At 63.9% G+C, this 16,060-nt stretch carries 13 protein-coding genes, 3 pseudogenes and 1 riboswitch; of the genes and pseudogenes, 13 read left to right on the top strand and 3 right to left on the bottom strand.

Translation table 11 applies throughout. The features are described from left to right. Positions 1 to 69: 69 nt before the first annotated feature. Positions 70 to 324 (bottom strand): annotated as a pseudogene (locus tag K3U93_RS18435) (oxidoreductase); the annotation flags it as partial. A gap of 19 nt (positions 325 to 343) precedes the next feature. Beyond that, a pseudogene (locus K3U93_RS25030) lies at positions 344 to 502 on the bottom strand (PadR family transcriptional regulator); the annotation flags it as partial. A gap of 159 nt (positions 503 to 661) precedes the next feature. Here K3U93_RS25030 and fdxA point away from each other — a divergent pair. The 4 genes and pseudogenes from fdxA to K3U93_RS25735 all read left to right on the top strand — a co-directional run. Then, positions 662 to 988 carry a ferredoxin gene (gene fdxA, locus K3U93_RS18430; protein WP_071510331.1) on the top strand — a complete coding sequence of 109 codons (327 nt, stop codon included), beginning with the start codon at positions 662 to 664 and terminating at the stop codon, positions 986 to 988. Positions 989 to 996: 8 nt separating this feature from the next. Continuing rightward, positions 997 to 2,118: a succinyldiaminopimelate transaminase gene (gene dapC, locus K3U93_RS18425; RefSeq protein ID WP_083010760.1), complete on the top strand. Its 1,122-nt coding sequence runs from the start codon at positions 997 to 999 to the stop codon at positions 2,116 to 2,118. A gap of 100 nt (positions 2,119 to 2,218) precedes the next feature. Beyond that, complete coding sequence (locus K3U93_RS18420; RefSeq protein WP_083010817.1) at positions 2,219 to 4,582, top strand: APC family permease; 2,364 nt, start codon at positions 2,219 to 2,221, stop codon at positions 4,580 to 4,582. 1 nt (position 4,583) lies between these two features. Next, positions 4,584 to 4,679 (top strand): annotated as a pseudogene (locus K3U93_RS25735) (hypothetical protein); the annotation flags it as partial. A 48-nt stretch (positions 4,680 to 4,727) separates the two neighbouring features. On the opposite strand, the gene K3U93_RS18410 reads toward K3U93_RS25735, so the two are convergent. After that, positions 4,728 to 5,216, bottom strand: a complete 489-nt coding sequence (locus tag K3U93_RS18410) for an inorganic diphosphatase (protein ID WP_071510329.1) — start codon at positions 5,214 to 5,216, stop codon at positions 4,728 to 4,730. Positions 5,217 to 5,526: 310 nt separating this feature from the next. Beyond that, a riboswitch (Fluoride riboswitch) is annotated at positions 5,527 to 5,588 on the bottom strand. Positions 5,589 to 6,471: 883 nt separating this feature from the next. Between K3U93_RS18410 and K3U93_RS18405 the strand changes: the two genes are divergently transcribed. The 9 genes from K3U93_RS18405 (at position 6,472) to K3U93_RS18365 (ending at position 15,695) form a co-directional block, all read left to right on the top strand. After that, positions 6,472 to 7,926 (top strand): MFS transporter, encoded by a 1,455-nt coding sequence (locus K3U93_RS18405; RefSeq protein WP_071510328.1) that lies wholly within the window; start codon positions 6,472 to 6,474, stop codon positions 7,924 to 7,926. Between the two features lie 112 nt (positions 7,927 to 8,038). Next, positions 8,039 to 8,782, top strand: coding sequence for a 3'(2'),5'-bisphosphate nucleotidase CysQ (gene cysQ / locus K3U93_RS18400; RefSeq protein ID WP_230981423.1), 744 nt, complete (start codon positions 8,039 to 8,041; stop codon positions 8,780 to 8,782). Between the two features lie 444 nt (positions 8,783 to 9,226). Further along, positions 9,227 to 9,916, top strand: coding sequence for an adenylyl-sulfate kinase (cysC, locus tag K3U93_RS18395; RefSeq protein WP_083010759.1), 690 nt, complete (start codon positions 9,227 to 9,229; stop codon positions 9,914 to 9,916). A gap of 56 nt (positions 9,917 to 9,972) precedes the next feature. Continuing rightward, positions 9,973 to 10,908: a sulfotransferase domain-containing protein gene (locus K3U93_RS18390; RefSeq protein ID WP_083010758.1), complete on the top strand. Its 936-nt coding sequence runs from the start codon at positions 9,973 to 9,975 to the stop codon at positions 10,906 to 10,908. A gap of 148 nt (positions 10,909 to 11,056) precedes the next feature. Then, positions 11,057 to 12,280 (top strand): PPE family protein, encoded by a 1,224-nt coding sequence (locus tag K3U93_RS18385; RefSeq protein WP_083010816.1) that lies wholly within the window; start codon positions 11,057 to 11,059, stop codon positions 12,278 to 12,280. Continuing rightward, complete coding sequence (locus K3U93_RS18380) at positions 12,277 to 12,666, top strand: PE family protein (protein WP_083010757.1); 390 nt, start codon at positions 12,277 to 12,279, stop codon at positions 12,664 to 12,666. Before K3U93_RS18385 ends, K3U93_RS18380 begins: the two co-directional genes overlap by 4 nt. Before the next feature lie 12 nt (positions 12,667 to 12,678). Further along, positions 12,679 to 14,067: a PPE family protein gene (locus K3U93_RS18375; protein WP_083010756.1), complete on the top strand. Its 1,389-nt coding sequence runs from the start codon at positions 12,679 to 12,681 to the stop codon at positions 14,065 to 14,067. Positions 14,068 to 14,124: 57 nt separating this feature from the next. Further along, positions 14,125 to 15,390 carry a sulfate adenylyltransferase gene (gene sat, locus K3U93_RS18370; protein WP_071508644.1) on the top strand — a complete coding sequence of 422 codons (1,266 nt, stop codon included), beginning with the start codon at positions 14,125 to 14,127 and terminating at the stop codon, positions 15,388 to 15,390. After that, positions 15,387 to 15,695 (top strand): DUF6955 family protein, encoded by a 309-nt coding sequence (locus tag K3U93_RS18365; protein ID WP_083010755.1) that lies wholly within the window; start codon positions 15,387 to 15,389, stop codon positions 15,693 to 15,695. Before sat ends, K3U93_RS18365 begins: the two co-directional genes overlap by 4 nt. Positions 15,696 to 16,060: the final 365 nt, after the last annotated feature.

The following is a 16,060-nucleotide window of genomic DNA, read 5'->3' as shown; positions in this document are numbered from 1 at the left end:
GAAGTTCTATACGTAACTATTTGCAGGTCAGTGACTATTTGGCGCGGTTCACCGTCGGCGGAATCCGGGCCGGAACGCTAGAGCCGGAAAAGCCGTCTCGGACGCGAACGGCGGCAGCCAACCGCTGCGGTTGGGTGCGCAGCCACCGATGATGATCAGCCCGCCGCCGCCGCGGGCGCGCTCGGTGAAGTACTCGGCGAGCCGGTCGATGCGACGGGCCCGGTCTTCCAGCCCGGTGTGCATCGAGCCCATCACCACCCGGTTGCGCAACGTGGTGAACCCAAGATCCAACGGCGACAGCAGATTTGGGCACAGACCCGTCACAACGGCCCCTGGAGCGCCAGGTGACCTGGTTGCGCGGCGCCGCCGGATCACCATGCGCGGCGCCGCGCGGCTTGACGGCCAGCTCGCGGGTGCCGTTGTCGCTCAACGCACTTCCCCGGCCGGGCCTGGTGGGGCTGAGCGGCCCGGCTATCCAGCGGGGCAGCTCGGCTTGCCCCTTCCCGGAAACCGTGCGCGCGTGCCGAGTGGTTGACGTGTATGTGCAACGTCTAGTATCAGTAACCGAGAGCTTTGTTCTGAAGCGGCCGGATCGCCGCGGCGAGCCCGGTGGCAGCCCCAACACCAGGCAATACATGGAGGAGACCTTGAGGAGACGCCTGTGACGTACGTGATCGCCCAGCCCTGCGTCGACGTCAAGGACAAGGCATGCATCGAGGAGTGCCCGGTCGACTGCATCTACGAGGGCGCGCGGATGCTGTACATCCACCCCGACGAATGCGTCGACTGCGGTGCCTGTGAACCGGTTTGCCCGGTCGAAGCGATCTATTACGAAGACGACGTGCCCGAACAGTGGAGCCAGTACACGCAAATCAACGCCGATTTCTTCGACGAGCTGGGCTCGCCCGGCGGGGCGGCCAAGGTCGGCATGACCGAGAACGACCCGCAAGCCGTCAAGGACCTGCAGCCGCAGGGCGAAGGCGACTGAGCGGGCCGGTGCCGCAAAAGCCCGGAGGGGCCCGGCCGCCCGTCTCGGCGTCCCTGCCGGAATTCCCCTGGGACACCCTGGCCGACGCGAAAACGCAGGCCGCGGCTCATCCGGACGGAATCGTCGACCTGTCCGTCGGCACCCCGGTCGATCCGGTCGCGCCACTGATCCGGGAGGCGCTGGCGGCGGCGAGTTCCGCGCCGGGATATCCCGCGACCGCCGGTACCGTGCGGCTGCGTGAGTCGGCGGTGGCCGCGCTGCGCCGGCGTTTCGGCATCACCGGGCTGACCGAGGCGGCGGTGTTGCCGGTGATCGGCAGCAAGGAGCTCATCGCCTGGCTGCCGACCCTGTTGGGCCTGGGGCCCGACGACGTGGTCGTCGTGCCGGAGCTGGCGTACCCGACGTATGACGTCGGGGCCCGGCTGGCCGGGGCGCGGGTGCTGCGCGCGGATTCGCTGACCCAGGTGGGGCCGCAATCCCCGGCGCTGGTGTACCTGAACTCGCCGAGCAACCCGACCGGGCGTGTCCTGGGCGTCGACCACCTGCGCAAGGTCGTCGGCTGGGCGCGTGACAGGGGCGCGATCATCGCGTCCGACGAGTGTTACCTGGGTTTGGCCTGGGACGCTCCAGCGCCCGTGTCGGTGCTGCATCCCGCGGTCTGCGACGGTGACCACACCGGCCTGCTCGCGATCCACTCGTTGTCGAAGAGCTCGTCGCTGGCCGGCTACCGGGCCGGCTTCGTCGCCGGGGATCCGGGCCTGGTCGCCGAGTTGTTGGCCGTGCGCAAGCACGCCGGGATGATGGTGCCGACGCCCGTGCAGGCCGCCATGGTGGCCGCCCTGGAGGACGACGCTCACGAGCGGCTGCAGCGGGCGAGCTACGAACGGCGGCGGGCCGCCCTGTTGCCGGCGCTGCGCTCGGCCGGTTTTGGCATTGACCATTCCGAGGCCGGCCTGTACCTGTGGGCCACCCGCGGCGAGCCGTGCCGGGACAGCGTCGCATGGCTGGCCGCCCGCGGCATCTTGGTGGCGCCCGGCGACTTCTACGGCCCGGGCGGTGACCGGCACGTGCGGGTTGCGCTGACCGCCACCGACGAGCGCATCGCCGCCGCGGTCCGACGGCTGACCTAGCCCGGCCGCGTGCCCTGGGGCGGGGCGAACGGCAGAATGCATCGGGAGGCGTCAGCCAAGCGCTTCCCAACCGTTCGACTCTCGGGTAAGGAAGGTGGTCGTGACAACTTCGGCGGGCAAGTTGCGCATCCCATTGTCGGTTGGGGACGTCGCCAAGCGCATTTTTCTGGGAAAGCCACTGATCACCGAGGACCTGACGTCGGAGAAGTTGTCGAATCGGGTTGCCCTTGGCGCACTTTCGCCCGACGCGATCTCGTCGACGGCCTACGGCCCGGAGCAGATCTTGATCGAACTGCTGCCGAACGCCGGGCTGGCCGCGTTCGTGTTGTTGCTGCCCGTCACCGGCGTCATCCTGCTGATCCTGGTGCTGGTCGCCGCGTCGTATCGGCAGGTCGTCATGGCCTACACGCGGGCGGGCGGCTCGTACATCGTGGCGCGGGAGAACTTCGGACCCCGGGTGGCGCAGATCGCCGCCGCGGCGCTGCTGATCGACTATGTGGTCACCGTCGCGGTGCAGTCGGCGGCCGGGACGGTCGCGGTGGTGTCGGCGATCCCCGCATTGGGTCACTACAGCCTGGAAATCACCATCGCCGCGGTGCTCCTGATCTGCTACTTGAACCTGCGCGGGCTGAGGGAAGCGGGCTGGCAGTTCGCGTTGGCGACGTACTCCTTCATCGTCATGATCGGCCTGACGATCGTGGTCGGTGTCATCCGCGAAGTGTTCGGTGACCTACCGGTTTACGATCCCGCGCACATGGCCGGGACGGTGCCCGTCCATCAGGGCAACGGCCTGGTCATGGGCGCGACGATCCTGGTGTTGCTGCGTTCGTTCGCCAACGGCGGGTCGTCGCTTACCGGGGTCGAGGCGATCTCCAATACGGTTGACGTCTTCCGGAAACCCCAGGGCCGCAACGCAAGTCGAGTGCTTACCGCCATGGCCGCCATCCTGGGCTTCCTGCTGGCCGGTGTTGCCTACCTGGCCTACGTCACCCACGCCACGCCTTATCTCACCGAATATCCGTCGGTTTTGTCGCAGGTGGGCCGCGCGGTCTTCGGCAACGGGGTAATTGGCGACATCTTCTACGTCCTGGTCCAGGCGGCGACCGCCGCCATCTTGTTCACCGGCGCCAACACCAGTTTCAACGGATTCCCGGCGCTGGCCAGTTTCGTCGCCGAAGACCGCTTCTTGCCGCGGCAGCTGACGAAACGCGGTCACCGCCTGGTGTTTTCAAACGGCATCATGACGCTCGCCGCGCTGTCGGTGGCGTTACTGCTGGTGACGGGCGGCTCGGTGAGCGCGCTGGTGCCGTTCTACGCGATCGGCGTGTTCACCGGATTTTCGATGGCCGGTTACGGGATGACCAAGCACCATCTGACTCATCGGGAACCGGGATGGCGACACCGGCTGGCGATCAACCTGTCCGCGGCGATCCTGTCGACGATCGTGGTGGGCATTTTCGCGGTGGCGAAATTCACCGAGGGCGCGTGGCTGGTCGTCGTCATCTTCCCGCTGTTGGTGTTCGCGCTGATGCGGCTCAACCGCGAATATCGCGCCGAGGCGGCCATTCTCGAGCTGTTCCGCACCGACCGCCCGGAGTTGGTCAAGTACGCCAGGCACCGGGTTTTCCTCTTCGTGAACTCGGTGGACCTGGCGGTGATCGAGGCGCTGCGGTATGGCAAGGGATTGCGGGCCGACGAGCTGACCGCGGTGCACTTCATGGTCGACGAGGCGTATGCCGCACAGCTGAGAAAGCGTTGGGATCACTTCGATCTCGGCATCCCGTTGCGGGTCGTGGACTGCCCGGACCGGCGCATCAACCGAGCCGCGCAGGTGCTGGTCGCGAAAACGCGCGACGAACATCCGGACACCAACGTGACGGTGCTGCTGCCGCGCCGAACGTTTGCGCCGCTGCTGGGGCGGCTGCTGCATGACCGGACCGCGGACAAGATCGCCCGGGCCGTCAGCCTCATGCCGGACGCCGCGGCGACGATCGTGCCCTACGACGTGGAATCCCGGGTCAGGGAGGCCTACCCCGATCGCTTCGAGCAGTGGGTTCAGCACGAAGTCGACAACCTCGAGGCCTGGGTCTCCCGGGGCGAAGACCAGAACGTCGAGGCCTACGAACACCCCGAGCGCCCGCCGTCGGTGATCATGGTGGCGGGCCTGATTTCCGGGCAGCGCGCCACCGTCGAGGGACGGGTCAATGAGGTCCAGGACGTCACCGAACGCGGGCGGACCGTCCGGCACGTCGTCGTCGGCGACAGCAGCGGCGAGATGACCGTCACCTTCCGTCCCGGTCACGGCGGCGCCGACATCCAGCCCGGCCAGCTGTTGCGGATCACCGGAAAGGCCCGCCAGGCCGGCAACCGGGCGATATCGATGATCGACCCGGCGTACCACGTGATCGAGGACCCCGCGAAGGCCGCCGAATCCGGAGAGCCCGGGCATATCAGCAAAACGTAGGGCCACGATCGGTCTGGTCGAGGCGCACGGCACCGGCACCCCGGTCGGCGATCCGAGCGAATACGCGAGCCTGGCCGCGATGTACGGAACCGAGGGCCGACACCGTGTTTCTCAGAAGTGTTTCTCAGAACGCCGGGAACGGGCGTCAGTGACCGTTGGCGCGAAATCGTTCGAAGGATCGCGTGACTTCGGCTTCTGCCGCTTCCCGATTGCCCCAGTCGGCGGCCTTGACGAACTTGCCCGGCTCTAAGTCCTTGTAGTGCACGAAGAAGTGCTCGATGGGATCCAGGACAAACGACGGCACGTCGCCGACGTCGGTGATGTGGTCCCATCGTGGATCGCCGGCCGGCACGCACAGCACCTTGTTGTCGCCGCCGGCCTCGTCGACCATCTGGAACATGCCCACCGGGCGGGCGGCGAGCACAACACCGGGAAAGACCGGCTCGGGCAGCAAGACAAGAGCATCGAGGGGGTCGCCGTCGTCGCCGAGGCTGTCTTCGATGAAGCCGTAATCCGCCGGATACCCCATCGAGGTGTACAGGTAGCGGTCGAGTCGGATGCGGCCGGTGTCGTGGTCGCTCTGGTATTTGTTGCGCTCTCCCTTGGGGATTTCGATGGTCACGTCGAATTCCATGTGACTACTCCTTTATTGTCGGCGGTCCGAATTCGGTCTTTGCGTGGATTGTGTGCGGGTGGGCGAGGCGGGGGCTCGCGGCCGGCTCGCGAGGCCCGCGGTGGACGCGCCACCCGATTTTCCGCGTACCTTTCGGGCGCGGCATTATATCAGCTTTCATATCGATGGCAAGGATTGCCAGGCAACACCCAGGCGTCTGACCGGGTTAACGCAGTAAACTGCATCGTATCTGTGCGCGCGGCAGCGACGGCGGAGCGCAACTCAACCGGAGGGTGCAGGCCAATGTTGGCGCGCTTCACCTACGACTCCTATGTTCGCAGGGGCCATCAGCCGTATTGGCGGTTCAGGGCGGGCTCCATCGCCGCTGTCAGTTAAGCAACGGAAATCGGCTTTGGTCAAGCGCGGCGAGGCCATCCCGTTGGACTGTGACGGCGCACCGCCTCGGGTGACCGCCGCAAGCCTCGATCGATACCTTGCCCCAATACCGTTGTTCGGCAATAACTTTGGGCCACCGATGGCGCGGCCGTCGCGTTGTCGAAACGCACTGCCGGTTGTGATCGACACCACCCGTGGCCTTCGGACGCGCTCGGAACCGCCCTCGGCGCCCGACGTTTTTCAAACCGATACGTGCCGTTGGCGGCACCACCGCCGAGCCATTACGTGCCCCGGCAATCGCTCGGCCGGCACCCGGCCGGGCTGCCCGCTTCGCCGCGGTTATAAGGCGAACGCGTCTGGATGTAATGTTCCAATCAGCTGGAAATCTCCTGTGCATCGGCCATGGCCGGTTGTTCGTTCATCACAAGTCAGCTTGACTGTCAAGCAATAAGATCACGAAAGTTTTAAAGGTGCGTCGCCGGCTCGACGGCGCACAATGGCGGTGGGGCTCGCCATAACCGCGCGTCAAGCATCGACGGCCAACAGTCCCTGCGGAACAGACCATTGCCCGGCTGACCAATTGCGGAGCCGGGTGTGACGCAGGAGGACCGTAAGTGGCCGTTCAATCTTTGTCGATACCTACGATCAAGGTCCCGCCTGCGCCCGTGCGGCGTCGTCGACTCCGGCCGCGGGCTGGCGGGTGCTTCCGTGCTCCCGGTTTGGATCGGCGGCCGGCATTCAGGACGTGAAACACCAAACACTTCAGTCTCTTTCGACCGGCTGTCGATGAACCATGAATGAGCCCAATCAAAGTCGACCCGCCACATATTTCGGCGGTTTGATGGTCGCCCCAACATCGTCCGTGAAAGGTAAATGACGCATGGCGCGTTCGCGCATCACCGACTGGAATCCAGAAGACGTCGTGGCCTGGCACAACGGCAACGACGCCATCGCCCGTCGCAACCTGGTGTGGCTGGTTGTGAACGTGCACATCTCTTTCTCGGTCTGGTACCTCTGGTCGGTCATGGTGCTGTTCATGCCGCAGTCCGTTTATGGTTTTTCGACCGGCGACAAGCTGCTGGTGGGCGCCACCGCGTCTCTGGTCGGTGCGCTCGTGCGCATCCCGTATTCGATGGCCGCCAACTGGTTCGGGGGCCGCAACTGGACAACGTTCTCGTCGTTGGTGCTGCTGATCCCCACCGTCGGGGCCATCGTGTTGTTGGCCCATCCCGGGTTGCCCCTGTGGCCGTATCTGGTGTGCGCCGCGTTAACCGGGTTGGGCGGCGGCAACTATTCGGCGTCGCTGGCCAAGGTCGACGGCTTATATCCGCAGCGGCTCAAGGGCTTTGCGCTGGGTCTGACCGGCGGGCTGGCCAACCTCGGGTCGGCGGCGATCCAGGCGGTCGGGCTGGTGGTGCTGGCGACCGCGGGACACGAGGCGCCGTACTGGGTATGCGCGATCTACTTGGTGCTGCTGACCCTCGGCGGTGTTGGTGCGGCACTGTGCATGGATAACATCGTCGCGCATCGCACCGGCATTTCACTGGGCAACTTGCGATCCATTCTCTCGGTGCCCGACGCGTGGGGAATCTCGTTTCTCTACCTGTGCGCCTCCGGCTCGTTCCTCGGTTTCGCGTTCGCGTTCGGCCAGGTGCTCCAGCACAACTTCGTGGCCGGCGGGGAAAGCTACGGGCAGGCGTCGCTGCACGCCGCCGAGATCGCCTTCATTGGGCCGCTGGTGGGATCGCTGGCGCGGATAGTCGGCGGCAAGTTCAGCGACCGCTTCGGCGGCGGCCATGTCACCCTGAGCGTTTTCGCGGCCGCAATCGTGGCGGGGGGATTGCTGGTCGGCGTCAGCATCCATGACGATCTGACCCGCGACCGCGGTGGCCCCGTGACGGCATTTACGATGGTCGGCTACATCGTCGGCTTCATTGCGCTGTTCATCTTTACCGGCGCCGGCAAGGGGGCCGTGTACAAGCTGATCCCTTCGATCTTCGAGGTGCGCAGCCGCGCAATGAATCTCAGCGAAGCCGACCGCCACCACTGGGCCCGTGTCAGGTCGGCGGCTTTGATCGGATTCGCCGGTGCGTTCGGCGCACTGGGCGGCGTGGGGATCAACTTGGCCCTGCGGCAGTCCTATTCCAGCACCGGTACCGAGACGCCGGCATTCTGGATTTTCCTCGCGTGTTACATCGCCGCCGCGCTGCTGGCCTGGGCGCGCTATGTGCGGCAGGGGCCGGGTGCACCGATACCGACGTTGCGGCCGCAAACCTCGGACGAGGCGGTCGACCCCGTGAGCGCGTCGGGCGGCCGGGCGGCGACGGATTTCTGAGCCGACCGACGCAATTCAAGTCGACAAGCCGAGAATGGGGATCAGCAGGATTATGAAAGACAGCACGAGCGAACTAGCGAGGAACACCTCTCCCGTCCAATACCTCGAGGAGGTGACCGCCACGGCGGTCGAAGCCGGAAAGCTCATTCTCAAGCATCGGCGGCACGCCCATATCGTTAGGGACAAAGGCGATCACGGTAAGGACACATCGCCGGTCACGGCCGCCGACTTGGAATCCAACGAGTACATCGCCAAGCACCTCAAGGCTTTGGACCCGGAGATTCCGATCATTTCAGAGGAGACCCAGTCGGCGGGTTACGAAACGAGAAAGACTTGGCGGCGTTTCTGGCTGGTGGATCCGCTGGACGGAACCAAGGAATTTGTGCGGGGCAGCGATGAGTTTACCGTCAATATTGCCCTCATCGAGGATCTGGAACCCGTGCTGGGCGTCATCTATGTCCCGGCAAAAGAGCTACTTTATTACGCCGAAAAGGGGCGGGGCAGCTGGAAACAGGTGAGGAAGAGCCGTCCCGTCCAGATATTTTCCTCAATACCGGACCTAAGCAAGGGCCTGACGGTCGTGGAGAGCAAGTCACACCCGTCGCCGGCGCTGGAAAGCTACCTCAAGGATTTTCCCATAAAGGAACGCGTCGCCGCGGGCAGCTCCCTAAAATTCTGCCTGGTAGCGGAAGGGCTCGCGGACATCTATCCCCGGATGAATCCGACCATGGAGTGGGATGTGGCGGCGGGTGATTGCATTTATCGAAACTCGTCGCGGCTGGGACAACGAAGCTCATCGTTGACCTATAACAAGCCCAGTTTAAAAAACGACAGCTTTGTCATAGGCCTTAGATAAAGTCTTTACTGGCACCCCTGCGCGATCATCGGCCCGGGCCGGAATCGCCGAGGGGTGCCTTTAGCGCGCCGGGTCATAACCATAACTATTGAGACGTCCTGATTCGGTCCTCGGATGCCGGTCCGTGGGCGATAAACAGGAAGTATCCAACCAAAATACAGCTACTTGTAAGGTTGCCGGGTGAGAATAAAAATCACGATGATTAAAAAGGACGGAGAAAGGCTGTTAGCGACGTCGCTACGGCAACCCATCCGCGGCAGAGGTGGTCATATCGGACCATACACAGCCCTGATAGCGACGATCAGGGCTGTCGATCGCATTACTAGATGTCGCAAAAACTGTCAATAGAACAAGCATCCACGATTGCCTTGACGGGCCAGGTCGATTGGTCATTCGAGGGCGGGGGGTATGTCGGCACCCCGGTGGCCGGAAAGAGGTTTTGAGATGAGTGCGAATATCACCTGGCATCACTACAGCGTTGCCCGGGGCGAACGGGAGAAACTCAACGGTCATCGAGGGTGTGTCGTCTGGTTTACCGGGCTGAGCGGTTCCGGTAAGAGCACGGTGGCGAATCTGGTGGACCGAAGGCTCTATGAACGAGGCGTACGGAGCTTCGTGCTGGATGGCGATAACGTACGCTATGGGCTCAACGCCGGCCCGGAAATGCTTGAAGAGCGCCACGGAGAGGCTTTTGCCAAGCGATTTGGCCTGGGATTTTCAGCCGAGGATCGCGAAGAGAATATCCGGCGTATCGGCGCCGTCGCAAAACTGTTCTGCGAGGCCGGTCTTGTGGTATTGACGGCGTTTATCAGCCCCTATCGTCGCGACCGTGACGCAGTGCGGGCCACCCTCGCCAATGGCGATTTCATGGAAATCTTCATCGATACGCCAATAGAAGTGTGCCAGAAGCGCGATCCCAAAGGCCTCTACGCGAAAGTCAGGGCCGGAAAGATCAAGGAATTTACCGGTATCGATTCCCCGTATGAACCTCCGTTGAAGCCGGAATGGACCCTCGACGGGGGAAACAAGGACGCCGAGTCCCTGGCGGACGAAGTGGTCTCTCATCTCGAAACGGCGGATGTCATTCCCGGCCTCGGCCGGTACCAAGACATGCGTGACAGGGCCAACATTTAAAAGTGCTCTTTCCGAACCTTCGCCGCAGGCGACCTTAACCGAAAGGTAGAATTGCTATGAGTAAACAACTGCTCAGCCCGACGAGAGTCGTGAGGGATTATCTTTCTGATTCTTTGGTGTGGGAGGGGTTTTTGGCGTCGGGTGGTTTTGTTGAGGGGGATATTGTTGTTGCGGATCCGTTTAAGGCGGGGACGACGTGGACGCAGCGGATCGTTCAGCAGATTTTGCATAATGGGCAGGAAAGTGAGGGGGGTTTATCGGATACCTCGCCGTGGTTGGATTCCAGTTGGGGTGATCATGCCTCGATGCTGGCGGTGCTCGAGCAGCAGCGTGTGGCGGGGGTGCGTCGGGTGATTAAGTCGCATCTGCCCGCTGATGCGCTGCCGATCGCTCCGCAGGCCCGGTATGTGTTTGTCGGGCGCAACGGCAAGGACCTGGGCATCAGTTTGCACAACTATCTGTACAACTTCTCTCCGGAGACGATGGAGCAGATTAATCGGATTCATGCCCAGTGGTCGGGGGACCCGACCCCGTTGGTGATTCCGGAGGATATGCAGGAGTTTTTTGATCGTTGGCTCGATACCCACGGGTATGGGTGTTGTGATCTGCTCGACATCATGGCGTCGTGGTGGGCGCTGCGTGAGGAGCCTAACGTGTTGTTGTTGCATTATCAGCAGCTCAAAAACGATCTGCGGGCTCAGATCGTACGGTTGGCGGAGTTTTTCTCCATCGACGCGGCGTCGCTGCGCATGGATGTCATCGCCGAGCATTGCTCGTTTGAGTACATGAGCGCGCGGGCGGAAAAGATGGCGCCCTTTGGCGGGGCGCACATGTCGAGTGCCAAAGCGTTTTTTCACAAAGGACTCAAACGCGACCACCGCAACGAACTGACCCCCCAACAAGTCCACCGCTTCGACACCACCGCCCTGGACCAACTCGGCAACGACTGCGCCCACTGGCTCGAAACAGGCGAAACCCCGCCAGGGGGCTAGCCATGGCCGCCGCAACGCGGTCAGCCGTGGGACTTCGCCCCAGCACTGAAGCGCTAGACGTGGTGGAGCGATGATCCGAATTGAGCGGTTAGGCCGCCGTCTGGACCGGCTCACCGGGGCGACGTAAGCCGGGAGGGCATAAATGACAATCGATTTCGGGATGCTACCGCCGGAGATCAACTCCGGTCGCATATACACCGGTCCGGGATCGGGGCCGATGCTGGCCGCCGCGTCGGCGTGGGACGACGTGGCCGCCGAATTGCACTCCACGGCGGCGTCCTACGCCTCGGTGGTCTCGGGATTGACGGCGAGGTGGCGGGGCTCCGCCGCGGCGACTATGGCGGCCGCGGCCGCGCCGTACACGGCATGGATCAGCGCCACCGCTGGGCAGGCCGAGCAGACCGCCGCCCAGGCCAGGGCGGCGGCCGCCGCCTATGAGACCGCCTTTGCGGCAATGGTTCCCCCCGCGGCGATCGCGGCGAACCGCACGCGGCTGCTGACGCTGATCGCGACGAATTTCTTCGGCCAAAACACCCCGGCGATCATGGCCACCCAGGCCGAGTACATCGAAATGTGGGCTCAGGATGTGGCAGCGATGTACGGCTATGCCGGCTCCTCGGCGACCGCCGCGCGGGTAGCGCCCTTCATCGCACCGCCGCAGACCGTCAATCCCGTCGGGACGGCGGGGCAGGCCGCCGCGGTCGCCCAGGCCGCCAGCGCCGGGGCCGGCGGGCAGGCGCAGGCGTTGCCGCAGCTGACGTCCGTGGTGCCCGCCCTGCTGCAAAGCCTTGCGGCGCCGACGGCCGCGGCCGATCCGTCGGCCCCGGCGTCGCTGGCGTCGTCACTGAACACGATCCTCGGCTTTTCAACCGGGTCGGTATCCCCGTTGTCGTACTTCACCGTGGCCGGCGTGCCCCAGTTACTGGGCGCGCAGTGTTACTTGTTGCCCCAGGCCGGGGCGAATTTGGCCGGCGCGGCCGGCAAGGCGACGGCGTCATCGGCCACCGGCGCGGCGTTGGTTACGGCGGGTTCGCAAGGGGGCCAACTGGGTTCGGCGGCATCGGCAAGCATCGGTCGCGCGGGCCTCGTCGGGGGTTTGTCGGTGCCCCAGGGCTGGGCGATGGCCGCTCCGGCGGTCAAGCCGGTGGCCGCGGTATGGGCGGAAAGCGGCCCTTCCGGCGCCTCGGCGGGTGTCGCGACGCAAGGCGAAGGACCGTTGTTCGGCAACATGGCCTTGTCGAGTCTGGCCGGGCGGGCGATGGCCGGTACCGGCGGCCCTGCCGCCCGATCGGCGGGTTCAGCCGCGGGTGGCGCGGCCGGCGAGGCCAGCGGCCCGGTCAACATTTTCATCGTGCCCGGCGGCGCGCAATGACCGCCGTTGCCCCGCACCTCCCCGCTTTGGCCGTCGTCGTGTCATTGGCCGAGAGTCCAGCAACTTTGCGCCACAGAGATGAGGAGCGCATGTCTTCGGAATCGCAGCCAAAAGCGCTGCCGGACGTCACCGGCGATGCGGTGAGTGCCGGCCCGGCCCGGGACACCAAAGACACTGTAATGGCAAGTCCGCCAACGGAGTTGGATCCGGCGGCCACCGATGTGGTGTCGATGCTGACCGCGATGCAGTTCGGAACCTATGCCGCGATGTTTCATACGGTCAGCGCCCAATTCGCGGCTGCCCACGAGATGTTTGTGAAAAGCCTTGCAATGAATGCCCCCTCGGACGCGACCGCCGAGCCCGGTGACGCGTCGGCGGCCACCTGAGAGGACGGTCGGATGTATTTCGGATTGTTGCCGCCGGAGGTCAACTCCGGCCGGATGTACTCCGGTCCGGGATCGGAGCCGATGCTGGTCGCGGCGGAGGCCTGGGACGCATTGGCGGCCCAGCTGCACGCGGCACAGGCGGCGTACTCCTCGGTGATCTCCGGGCTGACAACGACATGGCTGGGTCCGTCATCGGTGTCGATGGCGGCCGCGGCCGCACCCTACATGGCGTGGATGAGGGCCACGGCCGTCCAAGCCGAGCAGACCGCCGAGCAGGCCCGGGCCGCCGCGGTGGCCTATGAGACGGCATTCGCGGCAACGGTGCCGCCGCCGGTGATCGACGCCAATCGCAGTGAGCTGTCAATGTTGGTGGCCACCAACGTCTTCGGACAGAACACCCCGGCGATCGCGGCCATCGAGGCCCGGTACGGCCAGATGTGGGCGCAAGACACCACCGCGATGTCCACCTATGCCGGCCAGTCGGCAGCCGCCACGACGGTAACGCCGTTTGCCCTACCGCCGTCGGCCACCGACCCGGGCGGGTTGCTCGGTCAGCTGCTGGCCGCGTTGCAGACGCTGGCCACGTCGGTCGGTTCGAGCACGGAGTCGCAGTTCTCCCAGCTGTTCGCCGCGGTGCCCACCGCGCTGCAAAGCTTCGGAACGATCATTACCGGGTCCAATCCGGTTTCGGGCCTGCTCACAACCTTGCAAGACCTCGCCGGGTTGCAGAGCTTGAGCTCGATCAGCGCTGACGTCGAAATGATCCCCAAGGCGATCCTGCCGGCGAACGACGTCCTGATCAACACCATCATGGGGCTGGTATTGGGGACCAGGTGGCTTGACGGATTGGCATCCGGGGCCGGCGGCGCCAACTCGGTCTTGGCGACGGGCCTCGGCTCTGGCGCACACCTGGCGAGTTCGGCGGCCGGTGTGGTGTCGGCGAACGTCGGCCGCGCTGGCTTGGTCGGAGCGATGTCGGTGCCGCCGAGTTGGGCCACGGCCACCCCGGCAATCAGGACGGTTGCCGCGGTGCTCTCGGGCGCGGGCGAAAATGCCGTTCCGGCAGCGGCGGTGAGCGAGGGGACCCTGCTGAGTGGGATGGCGGTGGCGGGCATGGCCGGAAGCGCCTTGGGCGCGGCCGCGCCCCGCGCCCTCAGCGGTACCGGCGCGCGATTGCATTGCACCCCACTCAAAGACGGCTCGACCAAAGACGGCGAGTCGCCGGAGAACCTGCAACGTCTCGTCGCCGAAATGGCGGAGAAGCCGGACAACGTGCAGCACTGGCACACCGACTCAGCACAGTTGGAGAGCCTCATCGCCAAATTGAAGAAGAAACCCGGCATCCACGCGGTGCACCTGTCCGACGGCGAGCCGAACATGACGCTACCCCGAATCAACTAGCAGCCGTTTAGAACTCAACCGTAAAGATACATATTCCCCGGAAATGAGGTTATGACAATGGATTATAGAGGTCACAACGGGAAGCTGATTGTGGAACGGGTGTCCACCGAGAACGCCGCCGTCGAGATAAAAGGCCTGCCGCGCATTCCCATATCGAAGGCGATGGCGCATGAGGTCATCAGCCTTTCTTACGGATTTTTCACGCCGTTGGCGGGATTCATGGGCCGGCAAGAGGTCGACGGGACGCTGGACAAAATGCAGCTTCCCGACGGGACGCTGTGGAGCATACCGATCGTCTTCGACATGTCCGCGGAGAGCATCGAGGAGCTTGGACTGGAAGAGGGGAGCGGCGCGGTCCTTGAATATCTGGGCGTGCCCATGGCGATCTTCGATGTTGCTGAGATATACGAGTATGACCTCGAGCGGATGGCCGAGAAAACGTACGGCACGACCGACCCGCGACATCCCGGGGTGAAGAAAACGCTCGGCTATCAGAATAGGTTCGTCGGCGGTGACATCACGCTCATCAATGAGCCGGTCTTCAACGAGCCATTCAAAAGCTTCTGGCTGACTCCGAAGCAACATATGGATGCGTTGACGGAAAAGGACTGGAAGCACGTCGTCGCCCATCAGACCAGGAATGTGCCGCACACCGGCCACGAGGCGTTGATGAAGCAAGCCTGGTTCGCCGCGAACGAGGACATGCCCGTTGACAACCTGAATACGGGCGTCCTGGTGAATGCGATCATCGGCCAGAAGCGGGTGGGGGACTACATCGACGAGGCGATACTGCTGGCGCAGAATGCGCTGAGGACCAGTGGGTACTTCCGGGAGCGCGTCCACATGGTGTCTTTCACGCTGTGGGACATGCGCTATGCCGGACCCAGGGAGGCGATCTTCCACGCCATCCTGAGGACAAATCTTGGATGCACCCATCACATGTTCGGCCGGGATCACGCCGGCGTGGGCGACTTCTACGACCCCTACGACGCCCAGAATCTCCTCAAGCAGCACAGAACCGAGCTGGGCATCAAGCCGGTGTTCCTCCGGGAAAACTGGTACTGCCCAGAATGCTTGGAAGTCACTAACTCGGCGCTGTGCGGGCATGACTCGAAAGCCCAAAGCTTTAGCGGCAGCCTGATCAGGAGCATTCTGACCGACGAAGTGAAACCCACGCAGAGGGTCATGCGGCACGAGGTCTTCGAAGTCGTGATGGAGTGTGCCGCCAAGCATGGCCAGGGTTCGCCCTTTGTGACCGAAGAGTATCTGAAAGACAGACTTCCGATCTTCACGCTGAACCAATTGGAGGGACTCGATTCATGAGCAAAAACACCAGCATCAAGATCAACGTATGGATCAACGACGAACGACTGAAAGCGTTGGAAGAGGCCGGGATGGCCCAGTTGGCAAAGGAGGCTTTTGCCGGAATGAGGCTCCTGCCGATTTCCGTCACGAACGAACAGAAGGATCTCATCCTGCAGCAGTATCCTTCGGCGAAGTACGATTCCTCTACCACGGGGTCCATCGAGTTGCTACCGAAGCAGGCTAAAGACAAGTTGCTGGAGTTCTCCATTAAAATGCATTCGACGGGCTCCGAGGTGACGGATCGCTTTGTCAAGGACGGGTAATCGCACACGGGTTTCGGCGAAACGGCCCGGGTCCGCAAACGCTGTGATCGATGCTTCAAGTACCCCGGTCGGTTTGACTCATCAGAGGGGCTCAGGTGGGCAAGTCCGACGGTGGGTCCGGGTCACATCGGCGGTCGGGCCGGTCGGGCCGCGCGAATTCCTCTCTGGGAAATTCGCGAGCCTGGCCTCCTAGAAGCCGGCGCTGTGTCGGGCGGGCGAGCGAAAGCTGGTTGCGCTTAAAAACTTAACTGCCTTAACGGCCGGTGCGAGGATCGCTGCGCCGCGGTACCGTGGCGCACGGGCGTTGGGCCCAAAGCACGGATGAAGACACACGGTTAGCTGGACGTACTAGTGATGTCTACTGG

This window comes from Mycobacterium malmoense, from assembly GCF_019645855.1.
Taxonomy (GTDB): domain Bacteria; phylum Actinomycetota; class Actinomycetes; order Mycobacteriales; family Mycobacteriaceae; genus Mycobacterium; species Mycobacterium malmoense.
The sequence above is the reverse complement of the archived record's forward strand: the minus strand, read 5'-3'. Positions and strand labels throughout refer to the sequence as shown.

Coding starts and splice junctions, on each gene's coding strand:
- K3U93_RS18410 (WP_071510329.1), bottom strand. CDS start 5,216: ATGGAATTCGACGTGACCATCGAAATCCCCAAGGGAGAGCGCAACAAA.
- K3U93_RS18405 (WP_071510328.1), top strand. CDS start 6,472: ATGGCGCGTTCGCGCATCACCGACTGGAATCCAGAAGACGTCGTGGCC.
- cysC (WP_083010759.1), top strand. CDS start 9,227: ATGAGTGCGAATATCACCTGGCATCACTACAGCGTTGCCCGGGGCGAA.
- K3U93_RS18390 (WP_083010758.1), top strand. CDS start 9,973: ATGAGTAAACAACTGCTCAGCCCGACGAGAGTCGTGAGGGATTATCTT.
- K3U93_RS18380 (WP_083010757.1), top strand. CDS start 12,277: ATGACCGCCGTTGCCCCGCACCTCCCCGCTTTGGCCGTCGTCGTGTCA.
- K3U93_RS18375 (WP_083010756.1), top strand. CDS start 12,679: ATGTATTTCGGATTGTTGCCGCCGGAGGTCAACTCCGGCCGGATGTAC.
- sat (WP_071508644.1), top strand. CDS start 14,125: ATGGATTATAGAGGTCACAACGGGAAGCTGATTGTGGAACGGGTGTCC.
- K3U93_RS18365 (WP_083010755.1), top strand. CDS start 15,387: ATGAGCAAAAACACCAGCATCAAGATCAACGTATGGATCAACGACGAA.